General features: G+C 69.4%; 17 protein-coding genes and 2 tRNA genes. 7 read left to right on the forward strand and 12 right to left on the reverse strand.

Annotated features, from left to right (window positions below):
- Nucleotides 1–5 precede the first annotated feature (5 nt).
- From sbnB to ACF062_RS23340, 4 genes are all read left to right on the forward strand, one after another.
- Entirely contained in the window at nt 6–1,037 is a 1,032-nt protein-coding gene (gene sbnB, locus ACF062_RS23325; protein WP_320590466.1) for a 2,3-diaminopropionate biosynthesis protein SbnB, read from the forward strand.
- An 87-nt stretch (nt 1,038–1,124) separates the two neighbouring features.
- Nucleotides 1,125–1,607, forward strand: a complete 483-nt coding sequence (locus tag ACF062_RS23330; RefSeq protein WP_392140869.1) for a MaoC family dehydratase — start codon at nt 1,125–1,127, stop codon at nt 1,605–1,607.
- 103 nt (nt 1,608–1,710) lie between these two features.
- Nucleotides 1,711–3,033 (forward strand): sensor histidine kinase, encoded by a 1,323-nt coding sequence (locus tag ACF062_RS23335; protein ID WP_392140870.1) that lies wholly within the window; start codon nt 1,711–1,713, stop codon nt 3,031–3,033.
- Nucleotides 2,997–3,641 (forward strand): response regulator transcription factor, encoded by a 645-nt coding sequence (locus ACF062_RS23340; RefSeq protein ID WP_223775688.1) that lies wholly within the window; start codon nt 2,997–2,999, stop codon nt 3,639–3,641. The genes ACF062_RS23335 and ACF062_RS23340 overlap by 37 nt, the downstream gene beginning before the upstream one ends.
- 91 nt (nt 3,642–3,732) lie before the next feature.
- On the opposite strand, the gene ACF062_RS23345 is transcribed toward ACF062_RS23340, so the two are convergent.
- Nucleotides 3,733–3,805, reverse strand: a tRNA-Ala gene (locus ACF062_RS23345).
- A gap of 182 nt (nt 3,806–3,987) precedes the next feature.
- Here ACF062_RS23345 and ACF062_RS23350 point away from each other — a divergent pair.
- A complete protein-coding gene (locus tag ACF062_RS23350; RefSeq protein ID WP_359639155.1) occupies nt 3,988–4,536 on the forward strand; it encodes a DNA-binding protein in 549 nt (182 codons plus the stop codon).
- Nucleotides 4,537–4,585: 49 nt separating this feature from the next.
- Nucleotides 4,586–6,034 carry a protein kinase gene (locus ACF062_RS23355; protein WP_392140872.1) on the forward strand — a complete coding sequence of 483 codons (1,449 nt, stop codon included), beginning with the start codon at nt 4,586–4,588 and terminating at the stop codon, nt 6,032–6,034.
- Nucleotides 6,035–6,085: 51 nt separating this feature from the next.
- On the opposite strand, the gene ACF062_RS23360 is transcribed toward ACF062_RS23355, so the two are convergent.
- Together ACF062_RS23360 and ACF062_RS23365 are read right to left on the reverse strand one after the other, a co-directional pair.
- Nucleotides 6,086–7,576, reverse strand: a complete 1,491-nt coding sequence (locus ACF062_RS23360; protein WP_392140874.1) for a hypothetical protein — start codon at nt 7,574–7,576, stop codon at nt 6,086–6,088.
- Between the two features lie 352 nt (nt 7,577–7,928).
- Entirely contained in the window at nt 7,929–8,057 is a 129-nt protein-coding gene (locus tag ACF062_RS23365) for a DLW-39 family protein (protein WP_003999697.1), read from the reverse strand.
- Nucleotides 8,058–8,371: 314 nt separating this feature from the next.
- Between ACF062_RS23365 and ACF062_RS23370 the strand changes: the two genes are divergently transcribed.
- Nucleotides 8,372–8,707, forward strand: a complete 336-nt coding sequence (locus tag ACF062_RS23370) for a DUF6344 domain-containing protein (protein WP_223775685.1) — start codon at nt 8,372–8,374, stop codon at nt 8,705–8,707.
- 156 nt (nt 8,708–8,863) lie between these two features.
- Here ACF062_RS23370 and ACF062_RS23375 read toward each other — a convergent pair.
- From ACF062_RS23375 to dnaA, 9 genes are all read right to left on the reverse strand, one after another.
- Nucleotides 8,864–8,937, reverse strand: a tRNA-Ile gene (locus tag ACF062_RS23375).
- Between the two features lie 250 nt (nt 8,938–9,187).
- Nucleotides 9,188–9,847, reverse strand: a complete 660-nt coding sequence (locus tag ACF062_RS23380; protein ID WP_392140876.1) for a DUF3566 domain-containing protein — start codon at nt 9,845–9,847, stop codon at nt 9,188–9,190.
- 15 nt (nt 9,848–9,862) lie between these two features.
- Nucleotides 9,863–12,466 carry a DNA gyrase subunit A gene (gene gyrA / locus ACF062_RS23385; protein ID WP_223775668.1) on the reverse strand — a complete coding sequence of 868 codons (2,604 nt, stop codon included), beginning with the start codon at nt 12,464–12,466 and terminating at the stop codon, nt 9,863–9,865.
- A gap of 43 nt (nt 12,467–12,509) precedes the next feature.
- Nucleotides 12,510–14,579: a DNA topoisomerase (ATP-hydrolyzing) subunit B gene (gene gyrB / locus ACF062_RS23390; protein WP_276573899.1), complete on the reverse strand. Its 2,070-nt coding sequence runs from the start codon at nt 14,577–14,579 to the stop codon at nt 12,510–12,512.
- Between the two features lie 265 nt (nt 14,580–14,844).
- The gene (locus tag ACF062_RS23395) at nt 14,845–15,396 is read right to left on the reverse strand and encodes a DUF721 domain-containing protein (RefSeq protein WP_223775667.1); all 552 of its coding nucleotides are present in this window, start codon (nt 15,394–15,396) and stop codon (nt 14,845–14,847) included.
- Entirely contained in the window at nt 15,393–16,514 is a 1,122-nt protein-coding gene (recF, locus tag ACF062_RS23400) for a DNA replication/repair protein RecF (protein WP_392140879.1), read from the reverse strand. Before recF ends, ACF062_RS23395 begins: the two co-directional genes overlap by 4 nt.
- Nucleotides 16,515–16,594: 80 nt before the next feature.
- Nucleotides 16,595–17,479 carry a phosphogluconate dehydrogenase (NAD(+)-dependent, decarboxylating) gene (gnd, locus tag ACF062_RS23405; protein WP_223775665.1) on the reverse strand — a complete coding sequence of 295 codons (885 nt, stop codon included), beginning with the start codon at nt 17,477–17,479 and terminating at the stop codon, nt 16,595–16,597.
- Between the two features lie 89 nt (nt 17,480–17,568).
- Entirely contained in the window at nt 17,569–18,699 is a 1,131-nt protein-coding gene (gene dnaN / locus ACF062_RS23410; RefSeq protein ID WP_223775664.1) for a DNA polymerase III subunit beta, read from the reverse strand.
- 988 nt (nt 18,700–19,687) lie between these two features.
- Nucleotides 19,688–21,604 (reverse strand): chromosomal replication initiator protein DnaA, encoded by a 1,917-nt coding sequence (gene dnaA, locus ACF062_RS23415; protein ID WP_392140882.1) that lies wholly within the window; start codon nt 21,602–21,604, stop codon nt 19,688–19,690.
- Nucleotides 21,605–21,669 lie beyond the last annotated feature (65 nt).

A 21,669-nucleotide genomic window follows, 5' to 3' on the forward strand; every position in this document is an offset into this window, starting at 1 on the left:
TTTCCATGAATCAGGTACCTCCCTTCGCCGTGGTCTCCGGCGCCCAGGTGCACCAAGCCCTCGACGGACGTGAGAACGAGGTCGTCGCGGCGGTCGAGGCCGCCTACCGGCTGCACGGCGAAGGACAGACGGTCAACCCCGACTCGTACTTCCTGCGCTTTCCCGACCGCCCGTCGTCCCGGATCATCGCGCTGCCCGCGTCGGTCAAGGGCGACGTGGGGGTGCACGGCATCAAGTGGATCTCCAGCTTCCCCGAGAACGTGGCCGCCGGAGTGCCGCGGGCCTCGGCCGTCCTCATCCTCAACGACGCCGAGACCGGCTATCCGTTCGCGTGCCTGGAGAGCTCCATCATCAGCGCGGCGCGCACCGCGGCCTCCGCGGCCCTCGCCGCCGCCAGGCTCAGCGAGGCGCGCGGCGGCCGTCCCACCCGGGTGGGCTTCTTCGGCGTCGGCCTGATCGCCCGCTACCTCCACATGTACCTCGCGGCCACCGGCTTCGACTTCGACTCGATCGGCGTGCACGACCTGTCCGCCGAGCACGCCGACGGCTTCAAGGGCTATCTGCGGCGCGCCGAGGGCGAGGACTGCGAGATCACCGTCCACGACAAGGCCGAGGACCTGATCCGCTCCAGCGACCTGGTGGTCTTCGCCACCGTCGCGGGCGAGCCGCACGTGAGCGACCCGCAGTGGTTCACGCACAACCCGCTGGTGCTCCACGTCTCCCTGCGCGATCTGTCGCCCGAGATCATCCTCCAGTCGTGGAACGCCGTCGACGACATCGACCACTGCATGAAGGCCAACACCTCGCCCCACCTGGCGGAGCAGCGGGTCGGCCACCGCGACTTCGTCGCCGGCACCCTCCACGACGTCCTCACCGGCCGGATCACTCCGCCGTCCGACCGGCCGGTGGTCTTCTCACCGTTCGGCCTCGGCGTCCTCGACATGGCCGTGGCGAAGTACGTCTACGACCGCGTCGCGGAGGCGGACCAGCTGCACACCGTCCCCGGCTTCTTCCACGAGCTCAAGCGGTACGGCTGACGGGCAACTGACGTCGCGCTGACCGAACGGCCCCGAAGGCCGGGGACGCCTTGTCCCCGGCCTTCGGGGCCGCACACAATCGGGGCCATGAGATCTTTCGCCGACCTGGCCGAATTCGTCGACGCCACGGGTGAGCACCTCGGTTACAGCGAGTGGCTCGAAGTCACCCAGGAGAAGGTGGACCAGTTCGCCGGAGCCACCGGTGACCTCCAGTGGATCCATGTGGACCCGGAACGGGCGGCGACCGGCCCGTTCGGCGGGACCATCGTCCACGGCTATATGACGCTCGCGCTGCTGCCCGCGATGATGCGGCAGATATTCGAGATAGACAACGTCGAATTGGGCGTCAATTTCGGCCTCGGCAAGGTGCGTTTTCCCCGTCCCGTCCCGGTGGGCTCCCGGGTCCGCGGCGGTGCCGAGCTGACCAGTGTGCGCGAGGGGCCTTCGGGCCACCTGACGGCCGTGCGGATGACGGTGGAGATCGAGGGCGAGGCGCGGGCGGCCTGTGTGGCGGACACCCTGTCGCTCTTCGTCGGGGGGAAGAACCTCCCCATCCCGGCCGCGCGATAGGGGAGTTAGTACCACCGCTTTCCGTGCCCGCCCGCCGCCACAATGAGGGCACGGCCACTTCGGCCCAGCGATGCGCGTGGCACTGGAGAGAGGAACGAGTCCGATGGAGCACAGCACTATGCAGCTGGCGGAGACCCGCCCGCCGGAAGAGATCAAGGGATTCTCCGTCTCGGCCGGGATAGTGGGCCTGCGGCATGCGCTCGCCCTGTGCTGGACGGCGTTCGCGGCCCTCGGCCGTTCCCTCGCCGTCTCCTCGGCGATCAGCCTCGTCGGTCCGGGCCTCGGCATGGTGCCGCGCGCCATGGAAGGCGTACGCAGCCTGGGCGCACGCCGTCGTGAACTGGCCGCGCGCTGGTCCGGCGTGCACATCCCGCCCCCGCCGGGGCCGTTGCCGCCCGTGCCCGCGGGAGCCTCCGGTGCCGTCGCCCGCTACCGCTGGATCATGAGCGACCCCCAGACCCGGCGGGAGTTCGTCTGGGTCCTCGCCGACCCCATCGCCGGCGCCTTCCTCGCCTTCTTCCCCATCGCGCTGGTCCTCAGCGGCGTCTGGGGCATCGGCCTCGCGTTCTTCGGTGTCCCCCTCTCCATGGAGTGGGACGGCCTCTGGTACCAGTTCATCCCGATCGAGGGCCCGGTCACCGCGGTGCTCGCGGGGGTGCTCGGCGCGCTGCAACTGCCGCTGGCCCTGTGGGCGGCGCCGCGAGCCGTCCGTAAGCACGCCCTCTACACCCGCTCGATGCTCGCCCCGAGCGAGAACGAACTGATGGCCAGCCGTATCGAGCACCTCGCCACGACCCGGTCGGACGCGGTGGACACCCAGATGACCGAGATCCGCCGCATCGAGCGCGATCTGCACGACGGTGCCCAGGCCCGTCTGGTGGCGATGGGCATGACCCTGGACGCCGCCGAGCACCTCCTGGACGCCAACCCCGAGGCCGTGCGCGCCCTGCTGATCGAGGCCCGCCAGTCCTCCTCCAAGGCGCTGGAGGAGCTGCGCAACCTGGTGCGCGGCATCCACCCGCCGGTGCTCGCCGACCGCGGTCTCGCCGACGCCGTACGGGCCTTGGCCATGGTCTGCCCGGTCACCACCGAGGTGACGGTCGATCTCCCGGGCCGCCCCGAGATGCCGGTCGAGTCCGCCGCGTACTTCGCGGTCTCGGAGATCCTCACCAACGTCGCCAAGCACGCGCAGGCCGGCCGGGCCTGGATCGACATCCGTTACGATCACGGCATGCTGCGCCTCACCGTCACCGACGACGGGCAAGGTGGCGCGGATGCCAGCCGTGGTACCGGCCTGCGCGGCATCGAGCGACGGCTCGCCACATTCGACGGTGTGCTGGCCGTGAACAGCCCCGTCAACGGCCCGACGATGGTGACGATGGAGCTTCCGTGCGTATTGTCCTCGCCGAAGACCACTTCCTTCTGAGGGACGGCCTGGTCCGCCTCCTGGAGGCCTACGGCCACGAGATCGTGGCCGCGGTGGACAACGGCGCGGACCTCCTGAGATCGCTCACCAAGGAGCAGCCCGACGTCGCCGTCGTGGACGTGAGGCTGCCGCCGAACTTCACCGACGAGGGTCTGCGGGCCGTCCTGGCGGCCCGCCGTGAGATGCCCGACCTCCCCGTCCTGCTCCTCTCGCAGTACGTCGAGCCGCTCTACGCCCGCGAGTTGCTGGGCAGCGGCGGCCGCGGGGTCGGTTACATGCTGAAGGACCGGGTGACCAACGGGTCCCAGTTCCTCGACGCCATCCGTCGCGTGGCCGAGGGAGGCACCGCGATGGACCCCGAGGTGATCACCCAGCTCCTGATGCGCAAGGAGCGCGACGAGAACGTCGCCAGCCTCACCGGACGCGAGCGCGAGGTCCTGGAGTGGCTGGCCCAGGGGCGGTCCAACGCCGGCATCGCTCAGGGCCTCTTCATCTCGGAGAAGGCCGTCGCCAAGCACATCAGCAGCATCTTCACCAAGCTGGGCCTGCTCCCGGCCGACGGCGACAACCGCCGCGTACTGGCCGTCCTCGCGTACCTGGAGCAGTGACCCCGGCGGCGTTGCCCCCCATGCCTTCGCCTGGATGACGCACAAAGAGCCCCCTGACCCGCGTTTCCGCAGGTCAAGGGGCTCCTGGATGTGGAGCCTAGGGGAGTCGAACCCCTGACATCTGCCATGCAAAGACAGCGCTCTACCAACTGAGCTAAGGCCCCGGAAGCGATGCGCCGGACCGGAAGAATCACCTCCCGGCGTGCATCGCACACCAGACTACCGGGTCTTCCCCCCGATCTCGCAAAAGGATCGGGGCTCCCGGTCGACGACCACGCTCCGTAAGATGCACGACGTGGTTCGCGGCAGCGAACCGCGGTCTTAGGGGAAGCGATGGGGAGACGCAATGGACGCCGCACAGCAGGACACCACCGCGAGAGCACGAGAGCTCCAGCGGAACTGGTACGGGGAGCCGCTGGGGGCGCTCTTCCGTCGCCTCATCGATGATCTGGGCCTGAATCAGGCCCGTCTGGCCGGGGTCCTCGGGCTGTCGGCACCCATGCTGTCCCAGCTGATGAGCGGCCAGCGCGCCAAGATCGGCAACCCCGCGGTCGTCCAGCGCGTCCAGCTGCTCCAGGAACTCGCGGGCCAGGTCGCGGACGGCAGCGTGAGCGCCGCCGAGGCGACCGACCGCATGGACGAGATCAAGAAGTCCCAGGGCGGCTCGGTGCTGACCAACACCGCGCAGTCCACGACCGGTTCGGGCGCTCCCACGGTCAAGCGCGTGGTGCGCGAGATCCAGTCACTGCTGCGCTCCGTCGCGGCGGCCGGCGACATCATCGACGCCGCCGACTCCCTCGCCCCGACCCACCCGGAGCTGGCAGAGTTCCTCCGGGTGTACGGCGCCGGGCGCACCGCGGACGCGGTCGCCCACTATGAGGCGCACCAGAGCTGAGCCGTCGACCGGGCCGCCGCGCGGCCCGGAAGGGGAGCGGAACGCGACCATGGGTGAGGTCTTCGCCGGTCGGTACGAACTGGTCGACCCGATCGGACGCGGGGGAGTCGGAGCGGTCTGGCGCGCCTGGGACCACCGGCGGCGCCGGTATGTGGCCGCCAAGGTCCTGCAACAGAGCGACGCGCACGCCCTGTTGCGGTTCGTGCGGGAGCAGGCTCTGCGGATCGACCACCCCCATGTGCTCGCGCCCGCCAGCTGGGCCGCCGACGACGACAAGGTCCTGTTCACCATGGACCTGGTCGCCGGTGGCTCGCTGGCCCATGTCATCGGGGACTACGGCCCGCTTCCGCCCCGCTTCGTCTGCACGCTCCTCGACCAGCTCCTCTCGGGCCTCGCGGCCGTCCACGCCGAAGGCGTCGTGCACCGCGACATCAAACCGGCCAACATCCTGCTCGAAGCCACCGGCGCCACGCGCCCGCACCTGCGGCTGTCCGACTTCGGCATCTCGATGCGCAAGGGCGAGCCCCGGCTGACCGAGACCGACCATGTGGTGGGCACACCGGGTTACTTCGCTCCGGAGCAGATGCTGGGCGCCGAGCCGGATTTCACCGCCGATCTCTTCGCCGTCGGCCTGGTCGCCCTGTACCTCCTGGAGGGCGCGAAGCCGGACGCCAAGGCGCTGATCGAACGCTTCGCCGAGCACGGCACCCCGGGCCCGCCCCAGGGCATACCGGAGCCGCTCTGGCAGGTCATCGCCACGCTGCTCCAGCCCGACCCCCAGGCGCGCTTCCGCACCGCCACCGGCGCGCGCAAGGCGCTGTCCTCCGCCGCGGAGATGCTGCCCGGGCCGGGCCCCGACGACGAGCTCGTCGAAGTCTTCGACCAACTGGCCCCGCTGCCCGCGGGCTTCGGCCCCGACGGCCCCCTGACCCCGCCGCCACGGCCGGGCACCGCACCCGCCCACGTACCCCCTTATCCACATCCGGGCGGCCCGGCTTCCGGCTCCGTCTCCGCACCTGCCGGCCAGCCACAGGCACAGCCCCAACCCCAACCGCAGCCACAGCCCCCCACGCCTCCCCCATGGCAGCCCCCGGCCACCAGCCCCGGCGCGGAGACCGACGGCTTCCACCTGCCCCCGCCACCACCCGAGCGACCACCCCATCCGTCCACTCCCCCTACACCCATGCCCCTGCGCGCCCCCGCGCCCGAACCCACGCACGTGACCTCCCCCCGACCCATCACGGCCCCCACCCCCGCAGTCCACGAACCCGCCCAGGCCGTGACGTCCGGGGCCCAGCGCCCCCACGCTCCTACTTATCCATACACCGCTCACGCCGCTCAGGTTCCACCTCAGAACCCGGCAGTTCCTCAGCCCCGCGGCCAGGCCTCTCCCGCCCCGCGGCGGCGGCCTGGGCCGCCCGCGAAGGTGGCGGTCCCGATCCTGTTCGTCGCGCTTGCCTGCCTCACGATCGGCCTCTGGGCGCTGACGCGACTCTGACAACCACGGGCAAAGCAACCACTGGCCGAAGCGCCCGCAGCGCCACTCCGCTCACCAATGCCGAGGCGGCCCGAATCCGTGCTGAGCAGGAGTGGGTGCGGCAGCGGACCCAGGCGAAGCACCACTCCCAGGCTCAGCGGAAGCCGCCACCGCAGCCGCCCTCCGCCGAGCGATCAGCGTCCACCCACCAAGGACCCCCAGCAGCATCACGCCCACGCCGATACCCCCGACCGCGAGGACCACCATCACCCGGTCGTCCCCGCTACCCGCACCGCTTCCGGCAGTCGCCGCCGTCTCCCCCCGCCGCGCGGCCTCCGCGTCCCGCTCCGTGACACCGAACTCCTCGGCGGGCACGTGCGGACCCACATACTCCGGACCCGGCCGCGCCGCCCCGCCGATGTCCACGCGGAGAGTCAGGGCCAGAGGGCCGCCGCCGAACTTCTCCGCGACATCCGCGCTGAGGTGGACCGCCAGGTAGTACCAGCCGGCGAACCGCATCGCGGCCACCTCGTCCGCCGGGGCGTAACGGTTCTCGTACGCGACCGGTGGCAGCGGGTCCAGCGCCGTCGTCTTCTGCTTGCCGTCGTACGCCGTGTCCGCGTCGTCGACCTCTACACGCGCCGGATTTGCCAGAGCCATGACCAGCGCGGAGGAGACGAAACCAGTGTCACGCGTCGCCGACCCGCGCCCTGCCCCGCCGTCCGACCCACCCCTCTCACCCGTGCTGCCCAGCTCAGCGCTGACGGAGAGCTGCCGGCCCCAGTCGACGGGCACCCGGTAGAAGAGCGTCTCCCCGGGCTCGACGTCGGCGCCCCAGACGCCTTTCCCCAGCGCACGGGCGTCGTTGAAACTCGTGCCGCCCTCACGCCGCTTCCGCTCGCCGGTCGGCGGCGCGGGTGTCGCGGAGTTCCAGGACCGCGGGGGCTCCGTCGCCGTCGCCCCCGCCGACCGCAGCGAGGGCTCGGAAGCGACCCGCAGCTCCAGATCCCAATCCCCCCGGGAGGACTCCGGAGCGCTGCTCCGCTCGACGAGCACGTAGTAGGTACCGGCACCCTCACAGGTCTTCTCGTCGGGGCCGGCCCTGCGCGCCGCCGTGGCCGTGATGGGGCGCGGGCTCTCCGAAGCCCCGAACCGCGCCTCCTGCGCCTCTACGGGACTGCAGTTGTTGCCGTCGGCGTCCTGTACGGACACCTCGACACCATCGGCGTAGGAGACCCTGCTGCCGAACTCCGGCACCGCCGTGACCGCGACGTACGCGCTCTCCTCGGCCTTGAGGTCCAAGCGGTAGAAACGCTGTCCCGCGCGCGGGAGGGCACTTTTATACGTCTTGCCGGAGCGGAGCCGGGGCCCTTCGATGTTGCTCGCCGCGCCGTCGACCGTCTCGGCGCCCTCGGCGAAACCGTATGGAGCCGGCGTCCCCATGGCCCCGGCCTGCATCCCGGCGGCGGCACTCGCCTGCGTCCCCACGGCGTCGGCCCGCCCCGGCGACACCACCACCGCACACGTCCCCGCACCCAGCGTCGCGCAGAGCGCCACGGCCATGAACCCCACCGGCCGGAGCCCGCCTGAGCCCCGCCCTGCCGAGCTCCAGCTCCTGCCAAACCGCCGCCTCATCCCGCGCCACCCCTCGTCGCGAACTCAGCCGTCCCAACGGTCCTGCCCGCCCCGACCGTCCTGCCCGCCCGACGCCAAGCGGACACCACCACGGGACCGCCATGAACGCAACCGCGCCACCCGTCTCCCGCCCTCCCCGACCCCCGCCCCCGACCACACCAAAATTCGCTTAAGCAATCAAACAATTCACGTAAGCGAACCGATTCGATACTGGGGCGGACAGCACAAAGCCCCGGTCGCAGAAGCGACCGGGGCTTGTGAAGTGACTGGTGTCGATGACTCACGAACCCGTGGGCACGGAGTCAGTCGCCTCCGTCCACAGATCCTGCTCGGCGCGATCCGCCTGGATCTGGCGGTACACGAGGAGCCCGCCGATGGCGGCCAGTGCGACCAGGAGAAGCTTCTTCACCGCGCGACCTCGTCTTTCCTTGACGTAGGGGACTTCTGGCGCCCGACTATACACACCGATCGATATCGATCGGTGACCTGGATCCGCCTCCAACTCCCGCCCCGCGGACAGTGATCGAAACGGACCACGGCGGTCCGCCCACCGCCGTCCCGCTGTGATTTTCGCCGCCCTTGCCCCCTTCTCGGACCTCTTGGGGCCATCCGGGTGGTGTTGATCTGAACATAGGCGCCGCGCGAGCGTCGGTGCTTCGTTCTTGGCCCCACATACACATCATGAGGAAAGTACGCAAATCGCCCAACCCGAATTGAGGGGTCATGACCGGCAACAAGCCCATGAAGCTGTGGACCACGATCGTCACCGCCTTCCTCGCGCTCTTCGCCGCGCTTGGATTCACCACGACGGCCACCGCGGCCACGGCGGTACAGGAGACCACGAACGCTCGCAACGCCACGGAGTGCGCGTCGCCGACGGCGCCGTTCATGGCCCTGTGGACGGCCGCGTACGAACGGTCCCTGCCCCCGACGATGAAGCAGCGCATCCGCGCCGAGGCCCACGGATCCTCACCCAGCTGCCGGCACCTGCCCCCCACGGACACGGAAGCCGAGGCCGAGGCCCCCACCCATGAGCCACGGCTCGCCGCGGAACCGTAATCCGGCCCGCATCCGGGCCCAGCCCCCAGAAACCTCCGAAGGCCCCCAGCCACCCGGCTGGGGGCCTTCGTGCGGCCAGCGACCGCCGACCCGGACAGTGCAACACGAAGAGGGCGCCTCCCCTGCGGGAAGCGCCCTCTTCGTTTACTGCTGCTGTGGGGCTAACAGGATTTGAACCTGTGGCCTCATCCTTATCAGGGATGCGCTCTAACCAACTGAGCTATAGCCCCGCCGCGCTTCGGTGTGTCCCGCGCGCTGACCCCTGAAGATTAGCGCACCTGCTGGCCAGTCCCAAAATCGATACCCGCGCGGTCGGCGGATCAGCTCCCGCCGCGACCCCGGCCACAGTCACCACCACCCAAAAAAACCGCCGGCCGAGCCCCGGAAGAACCGAGACACAGCCGACGGCCGAAGACCGGTGAGGACGTGAGGGCGGAGGACTCCGCGGCGGGACCCGCCGCTATACGCCCTCAGCCGCCGCTACTCATCCTCCGCGAGGGTCACCTCGACGCCGCCCACGAAGCCCGCGGAGAGGTTGTAGATGAACGCGCCGAGCGTCGCCAGCGCGGTCGCCAGGACGACGTCGATGACCGCGATGATCGACGTGAACGTCAGGACACGCGGCAGCGAGAGGAAGGACTGGAGGTCGAAGCCGTTGGACTCGTTCGAGCCCGTCGCCTCGGAGATCGTGCCGCCCACCGTCGAGAAGACACCCATCGCGTCCATGACCATCCACAGGACGGCGGCCGCGACGATCGTGCAGATGCCGAGCGCGATGGAGAGCAGGAAGCTGACCTTCATCACCGACCACGGGTCGACCTTGGCGACCCGCAGCCGCGCCTTGCGCGTACGCGGGATCGTGCGGGCCCCCGTCCGGGGCTTGCGCGCCGCGGCCGCCCCCGCCTTGGTGCCCTGCTCGTACGCCTGGGGCGGGTGGTACGGCTGCGACGCCTTGGCCTCGGGCTTCCGCTCCCCGGGCAGCGCCCCGCCCGCCGTGCCGGCGTCTCGGGTGTCCGTCACAGTCCCCCCCTGGGATCCATGAGACTCATCGGAGTCGTGTGCATCGGTGGCGGAGCCACGGGCACCGTCCGTACCGGTAGTGCCGGTTCTCTTCGTCCCGGCGCCCGTGGCTTTACTCACGACTCACTCCTCGCGCTACTCGGCCGAGGAGTCCGTGCCCTCGTCCGTACCGGCGGCCGGCTCAGCACCGTCCGAGTCGTCGACGACGATGTCCCCGTCGACTTCCTCGGCCTCGCGCCCGGCCTCGGCGTTACGAGCGATGCCGACCACGGCATCGCGCTTGCCCAGGTTGATCAGTTGGACGCCCATGGTGTCACGGCCCGTCTCCCTGACCTCGTTGACTCGCGTACGAATCACACCGCCGCCCAGCGTGATGGCGAGGATCTCGTCGGTTTCCTCGACCACCAGGGCGCCCACGAGTTCGCCGCGGTCCTCCACGATCTTGGCGGCCTTGATACCGAGGCCACCGCGACCCTGGACGCGGTATTCGTCGACGTTGGTCCGCTTCGCGTACCCACCGTCGGTGGCGGTGAACACGAACGTACCCGGCCGCACGACATTCATCGAGAGCAGCTCGTCGCCGTCGCGGAAACTCATGCCCTTCACACCCGACGTGGCGCGGCCCATCGGGCGCAACGCGTCGTCCGTTGCGGTGAACCGGATCGACTGGGCCTTCTTGCTGATGAGCAGCAGGTCGTCCTCGGCCGAGACCAGCTCGGCGCCGATCAGCTCGTCGTCCGAACCGTCCTCCGTCTCACGGAGGTTGATGGCGATGACGCCACCCGAGCGGGGCGAGTCGTAGTCCTTCAGGGAGGTCTTCTTGACCAGACCGCCCTTGGTGGCGAGCACGAGGTAGGGCGCCGCGTCGTAGTCGCGGATGGCCAGGATCTCGGCGATCTGCTCGTCCGGCTGGAAGGCGAGGAGGTTCGCCACGTGCTGGCCGCGGGCGTCGCGTCCGGCGTCGGGGAGCTCGTACGCCTTGGCGCGGTAGACACGGCCCTTGTTGGTGAAGAACAGCAGCCAGTGGTGCGTCGTCGACACGAAGAAGTGGTCGACGATGTCGTCTTCCTTGAGCTTCGTGCCGCGTACGCCCTTGCCGCCGCGCTTCTGCGAGCGGTAGTCGTCCGTCTTGGTGCGCTTGACGTAGCCGCCGCGGGTGATCGTGACGACGATGTCCTCTTCGGCGATCAGGTCCTCCATGGACATGTCGCCGTCGAAGGGCACCAGGGCCGAGCGACGGTCCTCGCCGAACTTGTCGACGATCGCCGCCAGTTCCTGGCTGATGATCTGGCGCTGCCTCTCGGGGGAGGCCAGGATCGCGTTGTACTCGTTGATCTTCGCCTGGAGCTCGTCGTGCTCGGCGACGATCTTCTGGCGCTCCAGGGCGGCGAGCCGGCGCAGCTGCATCTCGAGGATGGCGTTGGCCTGGATCTCGTCGATCGAGAGGAGGCCCATGAGGCCCTCGCGCGCGATGTCGACGGTCTGGCTGCCCCGGATGAGCGCGATGACCTCGTCGATGGCGTCCAGGGCCTTGAGGAGGCCGCGCAGGATGTGCGCCCGCTCCTCGGCCTTGCGCAGCCGGAACTTCGTACGGCGGACGATGACCTCGATCTGGTGTGTCACCCAGTGGCGGATGAACGCGTCCAGCGAGAGGGTGCGCGGCACGCCGTCGACCAGGGCCAGCATGTTGGCGCTGAAGTTCGACTGGAGGTCGGTGTGCTTGTAGAGGTTGTTCAGGACGACCTTGGCGACCGCGTCCCGCTTCAGGACGATGACCAGGCGCTGGCCGGTCCGCGACGAGGACTCGTCGCGGACGTCGGCGATGCCGCCGACCTTGCCGTCCTTGACCAGGTCGGCGATCTTCTGCGCGAGGTTGTCCGGGTTGGTCTGGTAGGGAAGCTCGGTGACCACCAGGCACTGGCGGTTCTGGATCTCCTCGACCGCGACGACCGCGCGCATCGTGATGGAGCCGCGGCCCGTGCGGTAGGCCTCCTCGATGCCCTTGCGGCCCACCACCAGGGCGCCGGTCGGGAAGTCGGGGCCCTTGATGCGCTCGATGAGGGCGTCGAGCAGCTCCTCGTGCGTGGCCTCGGGGTGCTCCAGGGCCCACTGCGCGCCCGCCGCGACCTCGCGGAGGTTGTGCGGCGGGATGTTGGTGGCCATGCCGACCGCGATGCCCGCCGAGCCGTTGATCAGCAGGTTCGGGAAGCGGGCCGGCAGGACCGTCGGCTCCTGGTTGCGGCCGTCGTAGTTGTCCGTGAAGTCGACGGTCTCCTCGTCGATGTCACGGACCATCTCCATGGCCAGCGGCGCCATCTTGCACTCGGTGTACCGCATGGCGGCCGCCGGGTCGTTGCCCGGGGAGCCGAAGTTGCCGTTGGAGTCCACCAGCGGCATGCGCATCGACCAGTGCTGGGCGAGGCGCACCAGGGCGTCGTAGATGGAGGAGTCGCCGTGCGGGTGGTACGTACCCATGACGTCGCCGACGACGCGGGCGCACTTGTAGAAGCCCTTCTCGGGGCGGTAGCCGCCGTCGTACATCGCGTACAGGACGCGACGGTGGACGGGCTTCAGGCCATCGCGTACGTCGGGCAGCGCGCGCGAGACGATGACGGACATCGCGTAGTCGAGGTAGGAGCGCTGCATCTCCGTCTCGAGCCCGACGGGCTCGACACGCATGCCCACACCAGGAACGGCGGGTTCCTCTTCGGGCATCACAGGGGTGTTCTCGTCGGCCATTGCTGGTCAAAGTCCTTTCGAGGTGCGGCTTGTACGGGCCGACTCAGATGTCGAGGAAGCGAACGTCCTTGGCATTGCGCTGAATGAACGAGCGCCGTGCCTCGACGTCCTCTCCCATCAGCACCGAGAAGAGGTCGTCGGCCTGTGCCGCGTCGTCCAGGGTGACCTGGCCGAGCACGCGGTGTTCCTGGTCCATCGTCGTGATGCGCAGCTCCTCGGCGTTCATCTCGCCGAGGCCCTTGAAGCGCTGGACCGAGTCGTCCCTGATGCGCTTGCCGGCCTGCCGGCCGAGCTCGATCAGGGCGTCGCGCTCGCGGTCGGAGTACGCGTACTGGAAGTCGTCCCGCGACCACTTGATCTTGAACAGCGGCGGGCGCGACAGGTAGATGTGCCCGTGCTCGACCAGCGGCCGCATGAAGCGGAAGAGGAACGTCAGGAGCAGCGTGTTGATGTGCTGGCCGTCGACGTCGGCGTCCGCCATCAGGATGATCTTGTGATAGCGGAGCTTCTCGATGTCGAAGTCCTCGTGCACACCGGTGCCGAAGGCCGAGATGAGGGCCTGGACCTCCTGGTTGTGCAGGATCTTGTCGACGCGCGCCTTCTCGACGTTCAGGATCTTGCCTCGGATGGGCAGGATGGCCTGGTACATCGGGTCGCGCCCGGACTTCGCCGAACCACCGGCGGAGTCACCCTCGACGATGAAGATCTCGCACTTCGTCGGGTCGTTCGACTGGCAGTCGCTCAGCTTGCCCGGCAGGGACGCCGTCTCCAGGAGGCCCTTGCGGCGGGTCAGGTCGCGCGCCTTGCGGGCGGCGACGCGGGCCGTGGCGGCCTGGATGCCCTTGCGGATGATGTCCGCGGCCTCGTTCGGATTGCGGTCGAACCAGTCCGTGAGGTGCTCGTGGACGACCTTCTGGACGAAGGTCTTCGCCTCGGTGTTGCCCAGCTTGGTCTTCGTCTGGCCCTCGAACTGGGGCTCGCCCAGCTTCACCGAGATGATCGCGGTCAGACCCTCGCGGACGTCCTCACCCGTGAGGTTGTCGTCCTTCTCGCGCAGCAGCTTCTTCTCGCGCGCGTAACGGTTCACCAGACCCGTCAGCGCGGCCCTGAAGCCCTCTTCGTGCGTGCCGCCCTCGTGCGTGTGGATCGTGTTCGCGAAGGAGTACACACCCTCCGTGTACTGCGAGTTCCACTGCATCGCGATCTCGACCGAGAGCAGGCGCTCCTTGTCCTCGGCCTCGACGTCGATGACGGTCGGGTGGATCACCTCACCCTTGCGGGAGTTGAGGTACTTCACGAAGTCGACGATGCCGCCTTCGTAGTGGTACGTGACCGTACGGGCCTCGGGGGCCTCGTCATCGGTCGCCTCGGGGGAGTCCGCACCCACCGTGGCCTTCGCCGACTCGCGCTCATCAGTGAGTTTGATGGTCAAACCCTTGTTGAGGAACGCCATCTCCTGGAAACGCCGCGCGAGCGTCTCGAAGGAGTACACGGTGGTCTCGAAGATCTCGGGGTCGGCCCAGAACGTCACCGTGGTGCCGGTCTCGCTGGTGGCCTCGTGCCGCTCGAGCGGTGCGGTGGGGGCGCCGCTCTTGTAGTCCTGCGTCCAGCGGTAGCCGTCCGTCTTGATCTCGACGGCGAGCTTGGTGGACAGCGCGTTCACCACGGAGACACCGACGCCGTGCAGACCACCGGAGACGGCGTAACCGCCGCCGCCGAACTTGCCGCCCGCGTGCAGCACGGTGAGCACGACCTCCACGGCCGGCTTCTTCTCGACGGGGTGGATGCCCACCGGGATGCCACGGCCGTTGTCGATCACGCGCACGCCGCCGTCGGCGAGGATCGTGACGTCGATCGTGTCCGCGTGGCCGGCGAGGGCCTCGTCCACGGAGTTGTCCACGACTTCCTGCACCAAGTGGTGCAGGCCACGCTCACCGGTCGAGCCGATGTACATGCCGGGTCGCTTGCGGACCGCGTCCAGACCCTCGAGGACGGTGATCGCGCTGGCGTCGTACGAGGGCGGTGCCTCGACGTTCTCGCCGGCGGCGGTGGACTGGATGTTCTCGTTGGGGTTGCCGGAATCGGCCACGAAGCGCCCTTTCTGGCACAGCACAAGCCAAGCTCCCGGCGGTGGCCGGAGCGGCTGCGTCGTTCAGCGATAGTCAGCGTTGCTCGGTGCGTCCCACAGGTGGGGCGGGATTAGCTTCCAGTCTACCGGTAGCACTGACATTGATGGGGGCTTGCCGGTACCTGAGTCCTCATGTGCCGCCCTGAACCGGACTCGGCCGACTCCCCATATACGGAACGGGGCTCCAGAGGGCTCACAGCGGCACTCAGCGCTTCGAGCCGTCAACCCCCAGCAACCGTCGCCGACGGTCTCATCCGTAGGTGTCGCCGGGGCCCGTGCTGCCCGGCGCGCGCAAGGGTCCGAAGCGGCGCGGGGGGCCTCCGGGGCCGAGCACCTTGATGAGGCGCACGGTGCCGTGGCCCAGGTCTTCGTTCAGGCGTGCGACCAGCTGCGGGGCCATCAGGCGCAGCTGCGTCGCCCAGGCCGTCGAGTCGCACTGCACGGTCAGGATGCGCTCGTCCTCGTCGTACTTCTGCGGGACGCAGTGCTTGGCCAGGTCGTCGCCGACGATCTGCGGCCAGCGGCCCATGACCCCGCCGACCGCGGCGGGCGTCTCCCAGCCCCGCTCGGTGATCAGCCGGTTGATGGCGGAGCCGAGCGGCAGGGGATCACGGCCGTCGGCGCGCGCGCCGGACCGCAGGCCGCCACGGCGGGCCTGCTTCTTCTGCTGAGCGGCGTCCCCACGCGCGCGTGCCTGTTCCTTGGCGGCGCGCAGGGCGACCCGGGCCAGGTCGACGCCGGAGGGCTCGGGCGTCTTCTGCGGCCCCTTGGCATCGCCCTTGGCGGGCTCCTCGGCGCTCATACGCGCTCCACGGCGCCGTCCGCCACCGCGTACCGCGCGCCGGAGAGCACGCCCGGGACGTCGTCGTCGACCGCGGCCGTGACCAGCACCTGCTCGCCGGGCGCCACCAGCTCCGCGAGCCGCTCCCGGCGGCGCGCGTCGAGCTCCGCGAAGACGTCGTCCAGCACCAGCACCGGTTCGTTGCCCTCGGCTCTGAGCAGGTCGTACGAGGCCAGGCGCAGCGCCAGGGCGTACGACCAGGACTCGCCGTGGCTCGCGTACCCCTTCGCGGGGAGCTGGCCGAGCTTGAGCAGCAGGTCGTCACGGTGCGGGCCGACCAGGGTCACGCCCCGCTCGATCTCCTGCTTGCGCGCCTCTTCGAGAGCGGCTCTCAGCTGCTCGTACAGCGCCTCGCGCGTGTGGCCTTCGCCGGGCGCGGACGGCTTGTACTCCAGGGAGACCGGGCCGCCGCCGGGGGCCAGCTGTTCGTACGCCTTGTCGGCCAGCGGCTGGAGCGCCGAGATCAGGTCGAGCCGCTGCGCCAGCAGCTCGGCGCCCGCGCGCGCGAGGTGCTGGTCCCAGACGTCGAGCGTGGACAGGTCCATGGAGCGCCCGCCGTGGCGCCGGGCGAGGGCGGCCGATTTCAGGAGGGTGTTGCGCTGTTTGAGGACGCGGTCGTAGTCGGACCGGACGCCGGCCATGCGCGGGGAGCGCGCGGTGATCAGCTCGTCCAGGAAGCGCCGCCGCTCTCCGGGATCGCCCTTGATCAGCGCGAGATCCTCGGGCGCGAACAGCACCGTACGGACGATCCCGAGCACGTCCCGCGGCCTGACCTGCGAGGAACGGTTGATGCGGGCGCGGTTCGCCTTGCCCGGATTGAGTTCGAGCTCGATCAGCTGCTGGCGCTCGCCCTGGCGGACATTGGCCCGGATGACGGCCCGCTCCGCGCCCATGCGCACCAGGGGGGCGTCGGAGGAGACCCGGTGGCTGCCGAGTGTGGCGAGATAGCCGACGGCCTCGACGAGGTTGGTCTTGCCCTGGCCGTTGGGTCCCACGAAAGCGGTGACGCCCGGGTCGAGCGGGACCTCGACCCGGGCGTACGAGCGGAAGTCGGCCAGCGACAGATGCGTGACGTGCATGGTGTGCGCCGACCTCCCCCGGCCTACTTCACTTGCTTGAGGCCTGTGCACAACCGCCGGGGTCGTGCACAGGCTGTGGATCAGTGCTCGCTCTTGGACTCGACCGCGTGGCCGCCGAACTGGTTGCGCAGCGCGGCGATCATCTTCATCTGCGGGGAGTCGTCCTGGCGCGAGGCGAACCGCGCGAAGAGCGAGGCCGTGATCGCGGGCAGCGGCACGGCGTTGTCGATGGCCGCCTCGACGGTCCAGCGGCCCTCTCCGGAGTCCTGCGCGAAGCCGCGCAGCTTCTCCAGGTGCTCGTCGTCGTCCAGGGCGTTGACCGCGAGGTCGAGCAGCCAGGAACGGATGACCGTGCCCTCCTGCCAGGAGCGGAAGACCTCACGGACGTCCGTGACCGAGTCGACCTTCTCCAGGAGCTCCCAGCCCTCGGCGTAGGCCTGCATCATCGCGTACTCGATGCCGTTGTGGACCATCTTCGCGAAGTGGCCGGCGCCGACCTTGCCCGCGTGCACGGAGCCGAAGTCGCCCTCGGGCTTGAGGGCGTCGAAGATCGGCTGCACCTTGGCGACGTCGTCCTTGTCGCCGCCGTACATCAGGGCGTAGCCGTTCTTCAGGCCCCAGACTCCGCCGGAGACGCCGCAGTCGACGAAGCCGATGCCCTTGGCCTTCAGCTCCTCGGCGTGCTTCTCGTCGTCCGTCCAGCGAGAGTTGCCGCCGTCCACGACGACGTCGCCGGGCTGCAACAGTTCGGACAGCTCGTCGATGGTGGACTGGGTCGCGGCCCCGGCCGGGACCATCACCCACACCACGCGCGGGCCCTTCAGTTTGCCCACAAGCTCTTCGAGGCTGGGGACATCCGCGAGGTCCGGGTTGCGGTCGTATCCGATGACGGTGTGACCTGCGCGGCGGATGCGCTCGCGCATGTTGCCGCCCATCTTGCCGAGGCCGACGAGACCGAGCTCCATCAGAGGTTCCTTCACTAGCGAGGTGGCGTTACGGCACTTTCGTACCTGCGTCCGAGCCTACGCCCGGACGCACGCACACACCTGTGGGCTCAGCCGCTCAGACGTACCGGCATGATCAGGTACTTGTAGGCCTCGTCCGCCTCGGCGTCCACCGCCGGCCTGCCGCTCAGCAGCGCGGGCTTCGTGGAGGTCGTGAACGACAGCTGGGCGACCGGCGAGTCGATCGCGCTGAGGCCGTCCAGCAGGAACGTCGGGTTGAAGGCGATGGAGATGTCGTCGCCGTCGAGCTGGGCGTCGACCCTTTCCACAGCCTGTGCGTCGTCACTGGAGCCCGCCTCCAGGATGAGCACGCCCTGCTCGAAGCTGAGCCGCACCGGGGTGTTCCGCTCGGCGACCAGGGCGACACGCTTGACGGCCTCCACGAAGGGGGCGGTCTCGATCACGGCGACGGAGTTGAACTCGGTCGGGAACAGCGTGCGGTACTTCGGCAGGTCGCCCTCAAGGAGACGCGTGGTCGTCCGCCGACCGGCGCCCTCGAAACCGATGAGGCCCTCGCCAGCGCCCGAGCCGGACAGGGCCAGGGTGACCGTGTCGCCGCTCGTGAGCGCCTTGGCGGTGTCCAGGAGCGTCTTGGCGGGCACCAGGGCGACCGCGGACGCGTCCGGGTTCTCCGGCTTCCACAGGAACTCGCGGACCGCGAAGCGGTAGCGGTCGGTGGAGGCCAGGGTGACCGTGTCGCCCTCGATCTCGATGCGTACGCCGGTCAGCACGGGCAGCGTGTCGTCGCGGCCCGCGGCGATGGCCACCTGAGCGGCGGCCGAAGCGAAGACCTCGCCGGGGACGGTGCCCGTCGCGGTCGGCATCTGCGGCAGCGCGGGGTACTCCTCCACAGGAAGCGTGTGGAGTGTGAAGCGCGAGGAGCCGCAGACCACCGTCGCCCGTACACCGTCTGTGGAGATCTCCACCGGGCGGTTGGGGAGCGCGCGGCAGATGTCCGCGAGCAGTCGGCCGGACACGAGGACCGTGCCCTCTTCGTCCACCTCCGCGTCCACCGAGACGCGCGCCGAGACCTCGTAGTCGAAGCTCGACAGGCTCAGTGCGCCTTCCTCGGCCTTCAGCAGCAGGCCTGCGAGGACGGGCGCAGGCGGCCGGGCCGGGAGGCTGCGCGCCGCCCAGGCCACCGCCTCCGCGAGTACGTCGCGTTCAACCCGGATCTTCACCGTAAGCCGCCCTCCTGCTGTTGCTGGCTGCTCTCGCCCGCTGGGCCTGTGGCCCTCGTCGTCTGACTCGGTGTCTCTCAGCCATGCCGTGGGAAGGACACCGGGGTCCAGTCTGACGCACCGCACTGACAGTCGGTGCCCGTCGGGGTCAAGTCGCGGCGAGCGGCGTCGGAGCTCCGGAGAGCGAGTTGTGCACAGGCCCCACTTCCAAACGAATTCCCCGGACTCTCTAGTTGGGAGTAGTAGTAGGGGCTGTGGAAACCGTGGATAACCGTGAAAGCGCTGGTCAGCACCGGTTTTTTATCCACTGCGCCTGTGGGCGGCACCCGTGGACAACCGGGGGTTTCTGTGGACGGGGGAAAGTTCTGCACACCCGATGCACAGGCAAGGGTCACTTCTCCCCAGCGCTGTCCCCAGCTTTACCCACCTTCCCCACAGGCCAACCACGCACCTTGGTGTGACGCCTTTCACTCGACCCGGTGAGGGGGCGCGTCACGTTGCCGAACGGTGGACGGCCGTGTGGAGAAGCCACGGAAAGCTGGGGACAACAACCCTGAGCCTGTGGGCCGACGGTGGACAACGTCATGCACACCCTGTGGACGAAAGATTCATCCACAGCCTGTGGAGAGTCTTCGTCCACGAATCCACAACCAGCTGACCTGGCCTGATGATCCCTCAGCAGCGTCCCCTGTGGACAGCGTCTGGACAACTTTCCAGTCCCCAGGGTGTGGAAGCGAAAAAGTTCGAACATCTGTGGAGAACCCCCGCCTGAACAGGGGAAATCGAACACCGGGGGCCTGTCGTACGAGGATCCCGTGCGGTTGCGAGGGCCTCCACGCGCGCCCCCAGGGCCGAAAACCGGGCTCCCGAGCCTGCCCGAGACCGCCCTCACGGCGGGAAAACCGGCTCCACGCGCGCGTGGGCGACGAAAAGGGCGCCCCGGGAGTTCGTGTCCCGGGGCGCCCTCAGCGATGTGTCTGGGCGGCTGTCAGCCGTTCTTGATGCGGTTGGTGAGCTCCGTGACCTGGTTGTAGATGGAGCGCCGCTCGGCCATCAGTGCGCGGATCTTGCGGTCCGCGTGCATGACGGTCGTATGGTCGCGGCCGCCGAACTGCGCCCCGATCTTGGGCAGGGACAGGTCGGTCAGCTCGCGGCAGAGGTACATGGCGATCTGGCGGGCGGTCACCAGGACCCGGCTGCGCGAGGATCCGCACAGGTCGTCCACCGTGAGCCCGAAGTAGTCGGCGGTCGCGGCCATGATGGCCGGCGCCGTGATCTCCGGGGCCGCGTCCTCACCGCCCGGGATCAGGTCCTTGAGGACGATCTCCGTCAGCCCCAGGTCCACGGGCTGCCGGTTCAGGGACGCGAAGGCCGTGACGCGGATCAGCGCGCCCTCCAGCTCACGGATGTTCCGCGAGATCCGCGACGCGATGAACTCGAGCACTTCCGGCGGGGCGTTGAGCTGCTCCTGCACCGCCTTCTTACGGAGGATCGCGATACGCGTCTCCAGCTCGGGCGGCTGGACGTCGGTGATCAGCCCCCACTCGAAGCGGTTGCGCAGCCGGTCCTCCAGGGTGACCAGCTGCTTGGGCGGCCGGTCACTGGAGAGCACGATCTGCTTGTTCGCGTTGTGGAGCGTATTGAAGGTGTGGAAGAACTCCTCCTGCGTCGACTCCTTGTCCGCGAGGAACTGGATGTCGTCGACCAGCAGGATGTCCATCTCGCGGTAGCGCTTGCGGAAGCTGTCGCCCTTGCCGTCGCGGATGGAGTTGATGAACTCGTTGGTGAACTCCTCGGAGCTCACGTACCGCACGCGCGTGCCGGGGTACAGACTGCGGGCGTAGTGCCCGATCGCGTGCAGCAGATGCGTTTTGCCGAGACCCGACTCCCCATAGATGAAGAGGGGGTTGTACGCCTTCGCCGGCGCCTCGGCGACAGCGACCGCGGCCGCGTGCGCGAAGCGGTTGGACGCGCCGATGACGAAAGTGTCGAAGAGGTACTTGGGGTTCAGCCGCGCGGTGGGTTCGCCGGGACCCGTCGCGGGGGCCGGCTGCGCGGCCAGCGGGCCGGGAGCGCCGCTCGACGAGGTGGGGCCGACGGGCCCGCCCCGGTGCACGCCGTGTCCGCCGTGACCGGCATTGCCGCGGTGATCACGGGTGTCGCGGGGGTCACGGTGATCACGAGGATCGCGGTGGTCGCGATGGTCACCGGACGAGTCCTGCATGTCATGGCGCTCGCGCCGGTCCTGCGGATCGGAGCGCTGCTGGTCGTACGGCGAGCGGTCCTGCGGCGGCTGCGAGCGGTAGTCGTGCTGCGGCTGCTGCACAGGGCCGGTGTACGGATCACGCTCGGGGAAGCCGAGCCGCGGCTGCTGCCAGCCGTAGTCGTCCTGGTGCTGCGGCCAGGCGCCGGGGGCCGGGCGCTGGTAGTCCGGGTAGGCGGGGCGTGCGGACGGCATCTGGTCGGACCGGGAGCCCGACTGGTGCTCGTCCGAGGGGCGGCGCCCGTAGTTCTCGTACGCCTCGCGGCCCTGACCGGAGGCCGACGGCAGCTCCTGCTCTTCGTAGCGCTGCTGGTGAGACTGCTGCTGGTGCTGGATCGGCGGTGCCGGCGGGCCCGCGGGCTCACCGACGGAATCGTCGACCGTGATCGCGATGCGGATGGGACGGCCGCACTCGCGGCTCAGGGTCTCGCTGACCACGGGCGCCAGGCGGCCTTCGAGTACGCCCTTGGCGAATTCGTTCGGAACGGCGAGCAGCGCGGTGTCGGCGACGAGCGCCAAGGGCTGGCAGCTCCGGAGCCACCGCTCGTCCTTCGCCTCGACGCCCTGGCCCCGCCCCTCACCCAGCAGATGCTCCAGAACATGTGGCCACACTGCGGCAAGATCGGCAGGTACGTCAGCCACAGGGCACGCTCTCTCACGGGGTCCCACGAAGGTGTGGTTCTTGGGACGGAAATCGGGATGGGGAG

It is taken from the genome of Streptomyces sp. NPDC015345, from assembly GCF_043078805.1.
Classification (GTDB): domain Bacteria; phylum Actinomycetota; class Actinomycetes; order Streptomycetales; family Streptomycetaceae; genus Streptomyces.